The following is a 16,892-nucleotide window of genomic DNA, read 5'->3' as shown; positions in this document are numbered from 1 at the left end:
GTGAATCACTCCGCTGCTTCGCACCATTTGACCAACGTACCAGCAATGATTTCTGCTGCTTCAATGACATGTTTGATCTCAATGGATTCATTCGGGAAATGGGCAAGCTCTGTCGTTCCAGGTCCAAACACAATGATTGGGATATCCGCTGCTTGTGACAGTAATCCGCCGTCTGTCCCCCAAGGGGCGGCTTCTACCTTTGGCGGGTGCTGCATGACCTCTTCATATTGTTCCTTCAATAGACCTAAAAGCGGGTGATCAGAGTCGATTGACCCTGGAAGCCACCTAGCACCAAACCACTCCACCTCCACTGGATGTTCTTGAAACCAATCATCCTTTTCAGCGAGTCCAGTCATCCAATTTTCTAATTCCTTCTCTGCCTGCTCAACTGTCTCACCTGGCATCACACCAAGCCTGCCTTCCATTGTGACAAGATCTGCGACAGAGGACGGCCAATCACCGCCTTGAATTTTCCCAATGTTGATTGGAATTGGAATCGGAATATGCTGAAACAGCGGCTCCGTCACTCGCTGATTTCTTTCTTTTTCTAGTGCCGCTATATGAGAAAGGACCACCGTGCTCTTTTCAATAGCAGAAACACCGTGATACCTTGTTCCGCCATGAGCTGCCCTTCCTTTAATATGCAGCCTGAACCACTTTGATCCTTGCTGAATCGGAAAAATGTTCATATGACTTGGCTCTGGAATGATGGCAGCATCCGCTGTGTACCCTTTCATTATTGCTGCAAGTGTGCCTGCTCCGCCGCTTTCCTCTTCGACGACACTATGAAACACCACATCTCCTTTCAGGGGAATCTGAAGCGCATGCAGTGCCTCAAGCGCAAAGAGTAAAGAAACGTTTCCACCTTTCATATCTGTTGCCCCGCGTCCATAAAGTCTCCCGTTTATGATATGCCCGCTGTAAGGCGGATATGTCCATTGATTCTTATCTCCTGCCGGAACCACATCTACGTGCCCGTTTAATAAAATTGATTTGCCGCCACCTTTTCCTTTCAATCGCCCAGCAACATTGGGACTCCCTTGAAAAGATCGGCGCGGGGAATAAAAATAAGGATGCTCTAGTAATTCATCGCCGCCAATTTCCCAAACGTCTACATCAAAGCCAATGGCGGACAGTTTATTGGCCACGATCTGCTGAACCTCTTCTTCATTTCCTTGGGTGCTGTCACATTGCACCATTTGCTGAAGAAGCGTAATGGCTTCATCCTGATGCTCTTTCATCCAGTTTCTGATACGTGTCATTGGCTGCAAGTCGTTCATCCTTTCTACACAACAGATTTGACATCAGGCGCTAAAATTAATGGCGCTTCAGTCGCCCTTATGACATCTTCCGGCTGAAATGGCGGCATGACTTCACGTAAAATGAGCAGCTGAGACTTGACCTCAATGACCGCCATATCCGTAATAATCAAATCGACACACGCTTTAGCGGTTAATGGCAATGAACAAGCCGTTTTCACTTTAGATCGACCGTGTTTATCCAGATGGCTCATCACCACTACCACTTTTTTCGCTTTTTGCGCCAGCTCAATCGCTCCGCCCATACCCGGTACTCTTTTCCCCGGTACAATCCAATTGGCAAGATCCCCTTGGCTGCTTACTTCAAGTGCACCCAAAATCGTCATATCCAGCATGCCTTTTCGGATGATGCCAAAAGCAGTCGTACTGTCCATGTACGAGCCGCCCTTTGTCAACGTAATGGGAAAACCACCGGCATTGCACAAATTCGGATCTTCTTCCCCTTGCAGAGGCGAGGCTCCTGCCCCCATAATGCCGTTTTCTGCATGCAGCCACACCTCATAATGTGATGGAATGTAATCTGCTGCTAGGGTCGGAATGCCGATCCCAAGATTCACAATCATGCCATCTTCAATTTCTTGTGCTGCTCTTTTGGCAATGCGGTGTCTTAAATCGATGTCTCCCATGCCCATGTCCAGTTCACTCCTTTTGATTGCACGATTTGATTCACAAATACGCCTGGCGTCACGATTTCTTCTGGATTGAGCTGCCCCGCTGCCACAATTTCTTCTGCCTCCGCTATGGTCCAGTCTCCTGCCATCGCCACAATCGGGTTTGTATTCCGTGCGCTTTTATCAAAAATCAGGTTTCCCACTTCATCTGCTTTGTAGGCATTGACGATGGCAATATCCGCTGTGAGCGCAGGCTCTAACATATAATTCTTCCCATTCAGCTCAACCAATTGTTTCTCATCGAGATTCAGGCTATCCATCCCAACATCTGTCACAATGCCCGCCAGCCCCATTCCGCCTGCTCTGATTTTTTCTGCAAGAATGCCCTGCGGGTAAAAATGAACGTCTAATGTACCAGCCTGCATTTTCTGTCCGGCAATGGGATTTGAGCCGATATGAGAGGCGATGATTTTTTTCACTCTTCCTTCTGTGATGAGCCTGCCCACACCAATTTGCGGGAAACCTGCATCATTTCCGATCAATGTCAGATCTTGAATATTTGCTTCCAAAATGGCATCAATCAACGATGGTGGTGAACCCACGCCGCCAAATCCGCCAAACATGATGGTCATGCCATCTTTTAATCGCGTCATCACTTCATCCAAACCCACAGTTTTGTTCATGTTCGTTCCTCCTTACATAGCAGATGGGAAAAACCCTCGATTGATCACTTCTTGTTCGACTTGTGTGATGGTCTGCCCGAATAAATCAATGAGTTCATCCATTTCCTGCTGTGTGATGGAAAGCGGCGGTGCGATCATAACCGCTGCGCCTCCAACCCCATCCTCTCCAGCGCTTGCTGGATACACCAGCAGTCCATTTTGTTTTGCCGTTTCAACGACGAGATTGGTTATCTGAGCATGTGCAGGAAATGGCGTTTTGGATAAAAGATCTGCGACAAATTCAATGCCAATAAGCAATCCCTTCCCTCTTACATCCCCTATGATGGAATGGGCTACTTGCAGATCTTTTAAAGCATTCATCATGTATCGCCCGGAAAGTTCAGCCCGTTCGGGAAGCTGATGCTTTTTCATATATCGAATGACCGCTAATGAAACGGCTGCTGAAAGCGGATTGGCACTATATGTGTGCCCTGCCATGACAGAGCCGGAACCGCTGATAATCGGTGCCATTACACGATCCGTTGAGACAACTGCTGCGATTGGAGAATAACCTGCGCTCATGCCCTTTCCGAGAACCATGATATCTGGTACCGTGCCCCAATGTTCCATCGCAAACATTTTTCCAGTTCGTCCAAAGCCCGTCATGACTTCATCTGCGATCATTAAAATGTCGTTTTCTTCACAGACACGCTTCATCGCTTCGAAATATCCGTCTGGCGGCAGGAGCGCCGCTCCCGCTGCGCCAACAATCGGTTCAGCAATCAACGCGGCGATCCTCTCTTTTCCTATACGCTGGATGACGGTCTTAAATTCCTGAACATACCACTCGACCTGCTTGCTGTCTTCCTTTGGCAGCCATGACCGGTAGCTATAGGGCGGTGACAGCACTGGGTGTTTTTCAAGCAGTGGTTCAAAGCGCTCCCTCCTTGCAATATGACCTGACATTGACAGCGCCCCTAATGTAATGCCATGGTAACTCATCCATCTTGAGATGATATGATTTTTTTCCGTCTTCCCCTGCTCCTGCCAATGCTGAATCGCCATTTTCATAGCAGTTTCCGTTGCCTCTGAACCGCTCCCTACAAAAAAAGACCAGTTCAGATCACCTGGGCAAAGTGTACTCAATTCATACGCTAGTTCTTCCGCTGGTTCATTCGTAAATTGTGATCTGTACGTAAAGCTCACCTTTTTCGCTTGCTCCGTCATCGCATCAATAATGTCTTGTATGCCATGTCCAATACTTGCCGTGACTGCCCCTGATGAGCCATCTATATATTTTTTTCCGTCCCGATCATATAAATAAATCCCCTCTCCTCTCACAGCCACAGGATATTGCTGATTTAACATCGGTTTGATTAAGTAATCCCGGGTCTCCACTTTGTCATTCCTCCCTCTCTTGTCAGCAGCTGCACTTTTCTTTTTACATGAATCGCAAGAAAATTTTGTATACTTGGTATAAGATTAGCTTAATCAAGAGGGCAGTCATCCTCCATTCGCCATATGCCCGAATTTCACATGTGTTTTTTATACATGGTGTATAAGAGTGTTCAAAAGGAGGTCATGAGTCTATGGCGATTCTCGTCAAAGATGCACTCTCGCTCGATATGATGAAAGAAACCAAACTGCTTGCTGGAGAAAATGGACTGGATCGTCTTATCCAGTGGGTGACCATTGTGGAAATTATTGAAGACACATCTAGACTTTCCGAAGGAGAATTACTTGTTACAACTGGATTTGGGCTGACAGAAAATAAAGAAAGACGCATCCGGCTTGAAAAATTGATTCAATCTCATCGTCTTTCAGCCATTGCCATTTATAAAGGCGTGTACTTAACGGAAATTCCCGCATCACTCATTGAAGCCGCCGAAAATAGCGGTATTCCGCTCATCGAGATTCCGCCCCATGTCAATTTTTCAGACATCACAAAAGCCGTTCTAGAACAAATCGTCAGCAGTCAGCTCCATCAGCTCAAATATTCTTCCGCGATTCATCAAAGACTGACCCATTTAAATGTGAGCAATAAAAATGTCACGCAAATTACAGATGAACTGGCACATCTCACAGCGGCAAATATCGTCGTACTGGATGTGTTTTTGCACCAAACAGCAGCTCATCTCGAAACAGACGAAGTGACCTATTCTCCTGCTTTTGGCTTTCTAACAGATGACGAACCGATTGAAACCTCTTCTCTACTCAAGCAGGCAGAGGAAAAAGGCCGGCTCGTCTATGACACATATGGTGCGTTTGTTCTAGCTGCATGCCCTGTGATTGCAATGGGGGATATTTTTGGGTTCATTGTGGCGTTAAAGAAAAAAGAGACGTGGCACCATCTCGATGCCATCGCCATTGAGCATGCCGGTGCGGTGTATGCGATTGAATGGTTGAAACAAAAAGCCATTCAAGATACAGAAAACCAAATGCAGGGGCATTTATTGGATGATATGCTGCAACAGCAATACACAGAAGAAAGTTATGTCATCGAACAAGCAAGAAAGCTGCAATATGATATGAGCGAAGAACAAGTCGTCATCTACTTTCAATTTCAGCATCAGCACACACAGCTCGATCATCAAATGGTGCAGCGCCTATCCCAATTGCTCACATCCATTTTTGAACGCAGACAAATTCCTTTTTTATTAAAAGCAAGGCTTGATTCCATTTTCGTTCTGACACCCGCAGGAAAAAACACGTATCAAGAAACAAATTGGTATCGCGCATCAGAAGAATGCCGCAGTACTTGGTCTTATTTTTTCCCCGTCCATCCCATTGTGATTGGCATTGGAAGAGCCTACGACCAGATCAGTCTCTTTGCTAAAAGTGCAAAAGAAGCCCAGTATGCAGCAAGGCTTCTTCCTCTTTTGAAAACAGATGACAGCATCATTCATTATCAGAAGCTCGGCCTATATGGGATGCTGCTTGAAATGAACGAAGCCGGAATGAATTTGCATGACTTTTATGTGGAGCTGTTAAGCCCGTTGCTTTATACAAAAAAACAAGGAGCTGACCTGATTCATACACTCGAAGTGTATTTGGCACACAATGAAAATATTCAAAAGTCAGCGGGGGAATTGTTTATTCACCGGCATACGTTAAGCTACCGGTTGAAACAAATTGAAACGAGAACAGGCTGCAGCCTCAAATCCACTGATGATCGGATGAAGCTGCAGCTGAGTATCATGGCGTACCGCCTATCTGGTCTGCTTGATCAGATGAGAACCATTTCATGATTCATTTGGCGTTTTGACCCATAGATTCATATCTTCAATTTTGTCAAAAATATAGCAGTTGTTTTGAAAGCGTCCGGTGTATGTATACCCGAGCTGATAAAATACTTGATTCATTCCATAGGACAGTGCACGGGCAAGAGAATAAAAGACATAAATGTGCATGGATTGAAGCTCTTGTTCGAGGGCTAGAATCAAATGATGCATGAATCCTAGTTTTCTGTATGTGGGAAGGGTTGCACAATCTGTTAATTCTGCATGACCATACGGCACATTGATTTCAGCGGATGCGGCACTTACAAGTTGACCGTCATGTTCAACGGCATAAAAAACCGTCCCTTCCTCCATTACCTTTCGGATGTAATCTGGCTCGTTCATTGGCGTGGGGTACGTTTCAAAGACCGTATCATAGAGCGCTGCCAGCTTGTGCACATCCTCTGGACCGGCTTTCCTCATCACATACTCATCCTGCCACACGCCTTGGTCTGTTTTGATCGGCTTTTCTTGAATAGACGCAACGATTTCATCTTCCTTCAACCAAAATGGGCTGTTCATTCGATCTTCGGTCAGAAAGAGCGACATGCCGTACGCATCACTTCCGAGGAAATAATGAGAAAACACACCTTCAAGCCGAAAGCCTTTTGCTAAAAAAAGAGGCATATGCTCACGCCTTACTTTTACAATAACCTTAGACGCCTTGCAGTCCCCCGCTTCCTGAAGCACGGACTGAATCACATCCTGCACCCTGCCGCTATAGTCATCCAAACGAATTCGCTCATTGAATGGATCCATACAGATCAAAGCAGAAAAACGCTCGTTTGCAAGTTTCTTCAATTGCACCATACACTCATTCCCCTCTTAGCTAATGAAAAACTTCCAAATTAAAAATGAAGAAATAGCAACGCCAGAAAAAATGGATAGGATCATATAACTAATGGCAAAGCCTTTTTTCAATTTATTCTGCTTAATGGCAGTCACCATGATGTTATTTATAGTTATGAGATATAAAACAAGCATGACGTTTGCAAAGATGATAAATGCTTTGATTTCCATGTTGCCTCCCTAAATCTATTCGTGATCCCATACTACTTCTTCATCATCTGCCCGCATCCCTCCTATGAACAGAAGAAGAAAAAAACACCTTTCCATCTCGTCAGATAGAAAGGTGTTTTGATTAAACGTTTTTCCCCGCAGCCTTCAGCGCACGGGCGCCAATGTCACGGCGATAAAATAAACCTGGCTGAATGATTTCTTCAACCGCTTCATACACTCTTGATCTTGCCGCTTCAAATGTGTCGTCAAATGCGGTCACATTTGCTACACGGCCGCCATTTGTGACGAATTGATCGTTTTCCTTTTTTGTTCCTGCGTGGAAGGTGACGACATCAGAGACCGTTGTTTGCAAAGCACCGATTGGTGTGCCTTTTGCGTAGTCTTCCGGGTATCCTTCTGATGCAAAAACGACACTGACAGCAGCTGTGTCTTTCCACTGCAAGTCCACATCTTTTCCGTCCAGAATATCGAGGAATACTTGGACTAGATCTGATTCAAGACGAGGGAGCACTACTTGCGTTTCAGGGTCGCCAAAGCGTGCATTGAACTCAATGACCTTAGAGCCTTCTGGTGTTAGCATTAAGCCTGCATATAAAATGCCTGTAAACGAACGCTCTTCCTGCACCATCGCGCGAGCTGCTGGTTTGACGACATCTTCCACCGCTTTTTGTACGACTTCATCTGAAATTTGTGGAACCGGTGAATAAGCGCCCATCCCGCCGGTGTTTGGTCCTTTGTCATCTTCAAATGCCCGTTTATGATCCTGTGCGATCACCATCGGATACACCTTTTCTCCATTGACAAAGGCCATCAGAGAAAACTCTTCACCTGTTAAAAATTCTTCAATGACAACCGATGCACTCGCATCGCCAAACTTTTCATCCTCTAAAAAGTCATGCAGGCAGTTGATCGCCTCTTCAAGTGTCATTGCCACAGTCACACCTTTTCCTGCGGCAAGTCCATCTGCTTTAATGACAATTGGAGCACCCTTTTCTTCCACATATGCCTTCGCTTCTTCAAACGATGTAAAAGTGGCATAAGCGGCTGTCGGGATATCATAATTTTTCATTAAGTCTTTTGCAAATTCTTTTGAGCCTTCAATGACTGCGGCTTTTGCATTCGGTCCAAATACCTTGAGACCTGCTTGTTCAAATGCATCGACGACACCTGCAATTAAAGGAACCTCTGGACCGACAATTGTTAAGCCGATGTTATTGTCTTTTGCAAAACGAATTAACGCCTCATGATCACCTTCGTCGATCGGTACAAGCTTTGCTGCGTCTGTCATTCCATCATTGCCGGGTGCGACAAATACTTGGCTGACAAGTTCGCTTTGATTCACTTTCCATGCGATGGTATGCTCTCTTCCGCCTCTGCCGATAATTAATACGTTCACACTGTCATCCCCTTAATGTTTGAAATGTCTAACGCCAGTGAAGACCATGGCGATGCCGTATTCATCTGCTTTTTGGATCGATTCTTCATCACGAATGGAACCACCTGGCTGGATGATCGCTGTGACGCCTGCCTTTGCAGCAGCTTCCACTGTATCGCCCATTGGGAAAAATGCATCAGAACCTAGTGCACTGCCTTTTGCCTTTTCACCTGCTTGCTCAATCGCAATGTTAGCCGAGCCAACACGGTTCATTTGACCAGCACCAATACCTGCTGTCATTTGATCCTTCGCTAGAACGATGGCATTTGATTTCACATGCTTGACGACTTTCCAAGCGAGCTTTAAGTCTTTCCATTCGTCTTCAGTCGGCTCTCTTTTCGTTGGGATAGAGATCGTTGCTTCCTCTAAGCCGTATGTGTCGATATCCTGAACGAGCAATCCACCATGAACACTTGTGAGCTGCTTTTCTTTTTTCCCAAGATCTGCTTCTACATCTAATGTTAGTAGACGAAGGTTCTTTTTCGCTGTTAGCACATCAAGTGCTTCTTGGCTAAACGATGGTGCGATGACGATTTCTAAGAAAATCGTATGGAGCACCTCAGCCGTTTGCTTGTCTACTTCACGATTAAGCGCCACAATGCCGCCGAAAATAGATGTTTCATCTGCTTTAAATGCACGATCAAATGCTTCTGCAATCGTTCCTCCTGTCCCAACACCACATGGGTTCATATGCTTTACAGCCACAGCCGCTGGCTCCGTAAATTCACGTACAATTTGAAGTGCTGCATCTGCATCTTTGATGTTGTTGTAGGAAAGTTCTTTTCCATGTAATTGCGTTGCAGTAGCTAAAGAGCCTTTGCTTGGAAGCGCATTTTCATAGAACGTCGCCGCTTGGTGCGGGTTTTCTCCATAACGAAGAGATTGTTTTTTCTCAAATGTAACTGTGAACTGTTCTGGCTCTGTTTCGCCAACAAAGTTCGTTAAATAATCCGCAATCAGGGCATCGTAAGCAGCTGTATGACGGAATACTTTTGCTGCAAGCTCACGTTTTTTCTCTAGTGAGACGCCGCCTTCTTTGATTTGTTGAACGACAGAATCATAATCACGCGGGTCTACAATCACAGTGACGTCCTGATGGTTTTTAGAAGCAGCACGAAGCATACCCGGTCCGCCAATATCAATGTTTTCAATCGCTTCTTCATACGTGACATCGTCTTTGGAAATGGTCTCTTTGAATGGATATAGATTCACAACGACAAGATCAATCGGCTGAATGCCGTGCTTTTCAATCTGTGCCATATGCTCCTCGTTTTCTCTCACTGCTAATAGTCCACCGTGAATGTTCGGATGAAGTGTTTTGAGTCGTCCGTCCATGATTTCTGGGAAGCCAGTCACTTCAGAAATACCAATGACATCAATGCCGTTCTCTTGAAGAAGTTTGTGTGTACCACCAGTTGAAATCACTTCAACGCCAAGTTCTGTTAGTTCTTTCACAAAAGGTACAAGATTTGTTTTATCGGAAACACTGATTAATGCGCGTTTGATCGTCATGCCTTTGTCACCTCATTAAGATAATTCTAAAAGTGATTTGATCACTTTTGGATATAGTGTATGTTCTAATTCATGCATTCTTTTTTCAATGGATTCAAGGTCTTCCCCTTGTTCAATATGAATGGCTGCTTGGTCAATAATCGGGCCGGTATCCATGCCTTCGTCGACATAATGTACCGTGATGCCTGCCACTTTGACTCCTGCTTGATAGGCTTGTCCAATCGCATCGAGTCCAGGAAATGCTGGCAGTAAAGAAGGGTGGATATTCACGATTTTCCCTCTAAATGCATCAAGCAATGTCGGACCGATCAGTCGCATATACCCAGCGAGGAAAATCCATTCCACTTCATGCAGCCTCAGCTGTTCAATGATGGTTTGCTCAAAAGCGGCTTTACTCGGGAAAGCCTTCGGCGTAAAAGAAAAGGACGGAATGCCCTCTTTCTCTGCCCGCTCCAGCACCTTCGCACCCGGTTTATCACAGATCACAATGGCGGCTTTTGCCGGCCACTGTTCTTCTTTTAACGTATCAATAATGGCTTGAAAATTTGTCCCGCTTCCAGAGGCGAAGATCGCAAACTTTTTCATGAGAGGCTTCCACCACCGAAAGTGACGCCTTCTCCTTTTTGAACTCGTCCGATAAGGAAGGCTTTCTCTCCGTCTTGTTCAAGTCCGCTGATCACATCCACAAGATCATCCTCTTTGACGGCTAGGACAAAGCCGATACCCATATTAAATACATTGAACATCTCTTCTGCTTTCAATTGCCCTTTTTCTTGGATAAAGGAGAAAATAGGCGGAACTGGCCATGAGCCGTTATCAATCTCCACACCAAGTCCTTCAGGCAACATACGTGGTAAATTCTCAATAAAGCCGCCGCCTGTCACATGTGCCATACCGTCAACCTTGCCAGCTTTCACTTGTTTAAGAACAGGCTTGACATAAATCTTCGTCGGTTCAAGCAGCTCTTCTCCAAGTGGTCTTGTAAAAGGTTCATACGTTTGGTGAAGATCTAGACCCGCATCTTCAAGCAATACTTTTCGTACAAGAGAATAGCCATTGCTATGAATTCCGCTAGAGCTGAGTCCAATCAGCAAATGCCCTTCCTTGATGTTCTCTCCTGTGACGATTTCATCTTTTTCAACGACACCTACAGAAAATCCAGCAATATCATATTCTTCTTCTGTGTAAAGACCCGGCATTTCTGCTGTCTCTCCGCCGACAAGCGCTGAGCCAGACTGCTCGCATCCGTCAGCTACACCTTTGACGATGGATTCAATTTTCAAAGGATCTGCTTTTCCAACTGCTAAGTAATCTAAGAAAAAGAGCGGCTCTGCCCCTTGTGCAAGTACATCGTTCACACACATAGCAACAGCATCTACACCGATCGTATCGTGTTGATCCATTAAAAAAGCGAGCTTTAATTTCGTACCAACACCATCTGTTCCTGAGACAAGTACGGGCTTTTTATATGGCAGTTCAGATAAATCAAACATCCCGCCAAATCCACCTAGAGCGCCCATGACACCTGCTCTTTTTGTACGTTCTACGTGTGTTTTCATTCGTTTAACGGCTTCGTATCCTGCTTCGATGTCGACACCGGCGTTTTTATATGCTTCTGACATCCCATTCACTCCTTTTATCTGCTTGTCTTCCATGTATTTTCGGCAGAATGAAAGAGCAGCATATCAAATCACGTTGACTGCTGCTCCATTATTCGATTATTTCGTCAGGACTGTTTCCTTCACATGAGGAAGGACAGTATCTTCATAAATTTCGGTCGGGTATTTTCCAGTAAAGCATGCTAAACACTGACCGCGCTGCGGATCATCATACTTTCTGCCAATCCCGTCCATTAAACCGTCTACAGATAAAAATGCAATGGTGTCTGCACCGATTTCCTGTCTAATTTCTTCCACTGAATGAGATGACGCAATCAGCTCTTCGTGTGTAGACGTATCAATTCCATAAAAACATGGATGAGCGATTGGCGGTGAACTAATGCGTACATGCACTTCCGTCGCACCTGCTTCTCTTAGCATCGTCACAATCCGGCGACTTGTTGTTCCACGTACGATGGAATCATCCACCATGACGACACGTTTGCCTTCGACCACCCCACGCACAGCAGACAGCTTCATGCGCACGCCCTGCTCACGCAATGCTTGAGACGGCTGAATAAATGTCCGGCCGACATAACGGTTTTTAATTAAACCTAGCTCATATGGAATACCAGTTGCTTCGGCATAGCCAATCGCTGCAGAAATACTGGAGTCTGGCACACCTGTCACGACATCTGCTTCGACATGTGCTTCTTCTGCAAGCTTCTTGCCAAGATTCTTTCTCGCACTATGCACGTTGATGCCATTGATATTGCTGTCCGGTCTTGAGAAATAAATGTATTCCATGCTGCACATGCTGCGGTTAATGTTCATCGAGAAGCGCTCAGATTTTAAGCCTTCATCATTAATGATCAGCATTTCGCCAGGCTCCACATCACGTAAATAGGTAGCACCGACGACATCAAAGGCACATGTTTCAGAAGCGACAACATAAGCATCCCCAAGCATACCAAGTGAAAGTGGGCGTAATCCGTTCGGATCAAGCGCTACGATCATTTCTGTTTCCGTCATAATTAAGAAAGCATAAGCTCCTTTTAACATGGACAGAGCATTTTTGATTTGATCCTTCAAATCCATATATCCGCTACGCTTAATTAAGTGAGCGAGCACTTCGGTATCAGAAGACGTTTGAAAAATACTTCCTTGGTTCTCTAGCTGCTGCTTTAATTGCGTTGCATTGACCAAGTTTCCATTATGAGCAAGGGCAAGACTGCCATTGTTTTGCGAGCGGAAGAAGAGGGGCTGCACATTCTCAAAGCCGCCTCCGCCTGCTGTCGCATACCGAACGTGCCCGATCGCACCTTTTCCCTTTAAATCCTTAAGCTCACCATTTTGGAACACTTCCGTAATCAGTCCAAGGCCTTTGTGTGACGTCAGGTTTTCACCGTCTGTTGCAATAATTCCCGCACCTTCTTGTCCTCGGTGCTGAAGGCTATGCAATCCGTAATAGGTGATTTGCGGCGCTTCTTCGTGTCCCCAAACCCCAAAGACGCCACATTCTTCGTTTAAGCCTCTGATTTCAGCAAGCATGGGATCGCTCCTTTCCATGCGCGTTCAAGCTCGTTGACTGCCGCATGAATCCATTGTTGTCCTTCTTGATTTTTGACAGTGAATACACCATCATTTGTGACCGTTCCGACTTCTTTTGCATCTTGCACAGCCGCAGCAAACGCTTCGCGGTTTTCTGGTTTCACTGTGACGACAAAACGTGACTGTGATTCACTGAATAGTGATGCAGCGCTGTTTAGATCGATCTGGATATCAGCGCCAAGACCATCTGTTCCAAATGTACTTTCAGCTAGTGCTACACCAAGACCGCCTTCAGACACATCATGTGCTGACTGAACAAGTCCGTTTTGAATCGCTGCTAATAGGGCTTCTTGACGCGCCAGTTCTACATCCAAATCAATTTCTGGTGCTTTTCCGTAGATACGACCTTCTGTCATTTTTTGAAGCTCACTGCCTGCAAATTCTTCCTTCGTTTCACCAATGACGAAAATCACATCACCTGCCTGTTGGAACGATTGAGTCGTAATATGAGCTGTATCTTCAATCAAACCAACCATACCAATGACTGGCGTTGGGTAAATGGCTGTTCCATTTGATTCGTTATATAAAGAGACGTTACCGCCGATGACCGGTGTGCTTAATGTACGGCAAGCCTCGCTAATGCCGTCAGCAGACTTTTCAATCTGCCAGAAGATTTCTGGTTTCTCCGGGTTACCGAAGTTCAAGTTATCTGTTACTGCAAGCGGACGAGCGCCTGAGCAGACAATGTTACGTGCGGCTTCTGCAACGGCAATCTTACCGCCAACCTCTGGATCAAGGTAGAGATAACGTGCGTTACAATCTGTTGTCATCGCAAGAGCTTTTTTCGTCCCACGGATTCTGAGCACGCCCGCATCAGAGCCAGGTGCAACGACTGTGTTTGTACGAACCATATAGTCGTATTGATCGTAAACCCATTCTTTACTCGCAATCGTTGGCTGCTTTAACAGCTGTTTCAATGTATCTGCTGCATCTGTGATCGCTGGAGCTTCCACTTTTGTTTCTAAAAACTCGCGATAGTATGCAGGCTCACTTGACGGCTTGTGATAAACCGGTGCTTCTTCTGCAAGTGCATCAACTGGAAGCTCACACACTACTTCTCCTTGATGGAGTAAACGAAGCATTTTATCGTCTGTCACATGACCGACTGAGACTGCTTCAAGATCATATTTTTCAAAAATATCAATGATTTCTTGCTCACGGCCTTTTTCAATGACCAACAGCATTCTCTCTTGGGATTCAGACAGCATCATTTCATACGCTGACATGCCTGTTTCACGCTGAGGGATCAGGTCTAGGTTCATTTCGATACCTGAACCGGCTTTACTTGCCATCTCTGCACTTGAGCTAGTTAAGCCAGCCGCTCCCATATCTTGAATGCCCACAAGCGCATCATTTTTGATGACTTCAAGACATGCTTCAAGCAAAAGCTTTTCCATGAACGGATCGCCGACTTGAACCGCTGAACGTTTTTCTTCTGATTCATCAGAAAATTCTTCAGACGCAAATGTTGCACCGTGAATCCCGTCACGTCCCGTTTTAGCACCAACGTACATGACTGTATTGCCAACACCTTTTGCCTGCCCTTTCTTGATGTCTTCATGGTTGATTAACCCTACACACATCGCGTTAACGAGCGGATTGCCTTCATAACTTTGATCAAAATGAACTTCTCCACCGACTGTTGGAATCCCGATACAGTTTCCATAGCCTGCAATCCCTGCCACTACTTCTTCAAACAAGTACTTCACGCGCGGTGAAGTCAGTTCACCAAAACGAAGAGAGTTTAATACCGCAATTGGACGAGCACCCATGGAGAATACATCACGGATGATTCCGCCGACACCTGTTGCCGCTCCTTGATACGGTTCAATTGCAGATGGATGGTTATGTGATTCGATTTTAAATACAACCGCTTGGTTGTCTCCAATATCAACGATTCCAGCGCCTTCCCCAGGACCTTGAAGAACATGCTCTCCTTTTGTCGGGAATTTGCTTAAAACAGGCTTTGAGTTTTTATAACTGCAATGCTCTGACCACATGACAGAAAAGATACCCGTTTCTGTGTAGTTTGGCAGCCTGCCAATAATGGATTCGATTAAAGCGAATTCTTCATCACTCAATCCCATTTGCTGATACAATTTCTCTTCTTTAATTTGCTTGTGACTTGGTTCAAGCAGTAGTGACATGAGTGTCCCTCCAATTTTTCACGATAGATTGAAACAATTTAAGTCCGTCTGCGCTGCCTAGTAATGAGTCAACCGCGCGCTCAGGGTGCGGCATCATGCCGAGTACATTGCCCTGTTCATTCGTTACACCTGCAATTCGATTGACACTGCCGTTAATATCGTCACCGTAAGTGAAAGCGATTTGGCCTCGTTCAATCAGCTTCGCTAACGTGTCTTCGTCACAGTAGAAGTTACCTTCACCGTGTGCTACAGGAATCGTAATCGATTCACCTTTTTGATAACCGCTTGTAAATTGCGTTTCGTTGTTCTCTACAATGAGTTCAACTGGACGACAGATAAATTTTAGATCTTTATTCCGTCTCATTGCACCTGGCAAAATGCCAAGCTCCTGAAGAATTTGGAACCCGTTACAAACACCAAGAACAGGTTTTCCTTCCGCAGCTGCTTTTTTCACAGCCGGCATGATGTTAGAAAAACGAGCAATCGCACCGCATCTTAAGTAATCCCCATAAGAGAAACCGCCTGGTACGAGTACACCGTCAAAACCATCAAGACTCGTTTCGTCGTGCCATACATATTCAACTTGTTCACCTAACTCATCTTGAATCGCATGGTACATATCGATATCACAGTTAGAGCCAGGCAAGACGATCACTGCAAACTTCACTGTGCGACAACCTCCTCCACCTCATAGCGGTAATCTTCAATCACCGTATTGGCAAGCAATTTTTCACACATTTCTTTGACCACTGTATCTAAGTCACGTTCTGATTTCTCAATGACTAGCTCCATATATTTCCCGATACGGACATCCTTTACTTCCTGATAAGACATACTGTGCAAAGCGTGCTGCACGGCACTTCCTTGTGGATCAAGAACGCTCTCTTTTAAGCTGACAAAAATTTTCACTTTATACATGTTTATGGCCTCCAAGTCTTTTGAAAATTTCTTCGTATGCATTTGTTAAGCCGCCCAGGTTTCGTCTGAACACGTCTTTATCAAGCTTTTCGTTTGTGTCTTTGTCCCAAAGCCTGCACGTATCAGGTGAAATCTCATCAGCTAGCAAAATACGATTCTCGTGATCTATTCCGAATTCAAGCTTGAAATCAATTAAATTCACATGGCAATCTGAGAAGATTTGCTTCAATTCTTCATTCACTTGTCTTGTGATTTGTTTCATTTCCTCGACCTGCTCAGGTGTCGCTGCATGTAAAATGCGAATATGATCTTCTGTAATGAGCGGATCACCAAGTGCATCATCTTTGTAGTAAAACTCGATCAAAGGTGTGTCCAGTTTCGTTCCCTCTGGAATCCCAAGACGCTTTGACATACTGCCTGCCACCACGTTTCGCACAACGACTTCAAGCGGTACAATGTCTACCTTTTGAATGAGCTGTTCTGTTTCAGATAGGCGTTTCACAAAGTGATTGTTGATCCCTTTCTCATGTAGCATTTGAAAAATCAAGCTAGAAATTTCGTTATTCAGTCTGCCTTTGCCTTCAATTTCCGCTTTCTTTTCACCGTTAAATGCTGTAGCTGAGTCTTTATATTCGACATATAAAATATGCTCGTCATCGGTCTGATAGATTCTTTTCGCTTTGCCTTCGTAGAGAAGTTCTTGTTTCACAGTCATTCAGATTGGCCTCCTAATTTGAATGTTGGCAATTTTCAGGATTAGGCGCCTGACTAGCAGGCGGCC

The 16,892-nt window shown here is 45.2% G+C and carries 16 protein-coding genes; 1 reads left to right on the top strand and 15 read right to left on the bottom strand.

All coding sequences use genetic code 11. The features are described from left to right. Positions 1–5 precede the first annotated feature (5 nt). Genes V7L95_RS10315 through V7L95_RS10300 form a run of 4 tightly spaced genes read right to left on the bottom strand, consistent with a single transcriptional unit; the run spans position 6 to position 3,990 of the window. Complete coding sequence (locus V7L95_RS10315; RefSeq protein WP_076822787.1) at positions 6–1,271, bottom strand: peptidase; 1,266 nt, start codon at positions 1,269–1,271, stop codon at positions 6–8. A 14-nt stretch (positions 1,272–1,285) separates the two neighbouring features. Continuing rightward, positions 1,286–1,951 (bottom strand): 3-oxoacid CoA-transferase subunit B, encoded by a 666-nt coding sequence (locus tag V7L95_RS10310; protein WP_017359811.1) that lies wholly within the window; start codon positions 1,949–1,951, stop codon positions 1,286–1,288. After that, positions 1,927–2,613: a CoA transferase subunit A gene (locus V7L95_RS10305; protein ID WP_017359812.1), complete on the bottom strand. Its 687-nt coding sequence runs from the start codon at positions 2,611–2,613 to the stop codon at positions 1,927–1,929. Before V7L95_RS10305 ends, V7L95_RS10310 begins: the two co-directional genes overlap by 25 nt. Before the next feature lie 12 nt (positions 2,614–2,625). Continuing rightward, positions 2,626–3,990, bottom strand: coding sequence for an aspartate aminotransferase family protein (locus tag V7L95_RS10300; protein WP_340966170.1), 1,365 nt, complete (start codon positions 3,988–3,990; stop codon positions 2,626–2,628). A 191-nt stretch (positions 3,991–4,181) separates the two neighbouring features. On the opposite strand from V7L95_RS10300, the gene V7L95_RS10295 reads away from it, so the two are divergent. Next, positions 4,182–5,840, top strand: a complete 1,659-nt coding sequence (locus V7L95_RS10295; RefSeq protein ID WP_046526923.1) for a PucR family transcriptional regulator — start codon at positions 4,182–4,184, stop codon at positions 5,838–5,840. Here the strand turns inward: V7L95_RS10295 and ablB are convergent. The 11 genes from ablB to purC form a co-directional block, all read right to left on the bottom strand. Beyond that, entirely contained in the window at positions 5,835–6,680 is an 846-nt protein-coding gene (ablB, locus tag V7L95_RS10290; RefSeq protein WP_046526924.1) for a putative beta-lysine N-acetyltransferase, read from the bottom strand. The two genes, V7L95_RS10295 and ablB, sit on opposite strands and share 6 nt — an antisense overlap. Positions 6,681–6,695: 15 nt before the next feature. Continuing rightward, on the bottom strand, positions 6,696–6,890 hold the full coding sequence (locus V7L95_RS10285) for a hypothetical protein (RefSeq protein ID WP_046526925.1): 195 nt from the start codon (positions 6,888–6,890) through the stop codon (positions 6,696–6,698). 121 nt (positions 6,891–7,011) lie between these two features. Then, a complete protein-coding gene (purD, locus tag V7L95_RS10280; RefSeq protein WP_046526926.1) occupies positions 7,012–8,286 on the bottom strand; it encodes a phosphoribosylamine--glycine ligase in 1,275 nt (424 codons plus the stop codon). Positions 8,287–8,298: 12 nt separating this feature from the next. Then, positions 8,299–9,837 (bottom strand): bifunctional phosphoribosylaminoimidazolecarboxamide formyltransferase/IMP cyclohydrolase, encoded by a 1,539-nt coding sequence (gene purH, locus V7L95_RS10275; protein ID WP_340966166.1) that lies wholly within the window; start codon positions 9,835–9,837, stop codon positions 8,299–8,301. A gap of 15 nt (positions 9,838–9,852) precedes the next feature. Next, complete coding sequence (gene purN, locus V7L95_RS10270) at positions 9,853–10,422, bottom strand: phosphoribosylglycinamide formyltransferase (protein ID WP_046526927.1); 570 nt, start codon at positions 10,420–10,422, stop codon at positions 9,853–9,855. Then, positions 10,419–11,459, bottom strand: a complete 1,041-nt coding sequence (gene purM / locus V7L95_RS10265) for a phosphoribosylformylglycinamidine cyclo-ligase (RefSeq protein WP_017366751.1) — start codon at positions 11,457–11,459, stop codon at positions 10,419–10,421. Before purM ends, purN begins: the two co-directional genes overlap by 4 nt. A gap of 96 nt (positions 11,460–11,555) precedes the next feature. Continuing rightward, entirely contained in the window at positions 11,556–12,986 is a 1,431-nt protein-coding gene (purF, locus tag V7L95_RS10260; RefSeq protein ID WP_017359819.1) for an amidophosphoribosyltransferase, read from the bottom strand. After that, a complete protein-coding gene (gene purL, locus V7L95_RS10255; protein ID WP_008344291.1) occupies positions 12,962–15,193 on the bottom strand; it encodes a phosphoribosylformylglycinamidine synthase subunit PurL in 2,232 nt (743 codons plus the stop codon). Before purL ends, purF begins: the two co-directional genes overlap by 25 nt. Further along, on the bottom strand, positions 15,177–15,860 hold the full coding sequence (gene purQ / locus V7L95_RS10250; RefSeq protein ID WP_008344292.1) for a phosphoribosylformylglycinamidine synthase subunit PurQ: 684 nt from the start codon (positions 15,858–15,860) through the stop codon (positions 15,177–15,179). Before purQ ends, purL begins: the two co-directional genes overlap by 17 nt. Further along, positions 15,857–16,111, bottom strand: a complete 255-nt coding sequence (purS, locus tag V7L95_RS10245; RefSeq protein ID WP_008344293.1) for a phosphoribosylformylglycinamidine synthase subunit PurS — start codon at positions 16,109–16,111, stop codon at positions 15,857–15,859. The genes purQ and purS overlap by 4 nt, the downstream gene beginning before the upstream one ends. Then, positions 16,104–16,826, bottom strand: coding sequence for a phosphoribosylaminoimidazolesuccinocarboxamide synthase (gene purC / locus V7L95_RS10240; protein WP_007496901.1), 723 nt, complete (start codon positions 16,824–16,826; stop codon positions 16,104–16,106). Before purC ends, purS begins: the two co-directional genes overlap by 8 nt. Positions 16,827–16,892 lie beyond the last annotated feature (66 nt).

This window comes from Bacillus sp. PPSBB_11, assembly GCF_038023285.1.
Taxonomy (GTDB): Bacteria; Bacillota; Bacilli; order Bacillales; family Bacillaceae; genus Bacillus; species Bacillus altitudinis.
This window is presented reverse-complemented; position numbering and strand designations above follow the sequence as displayed.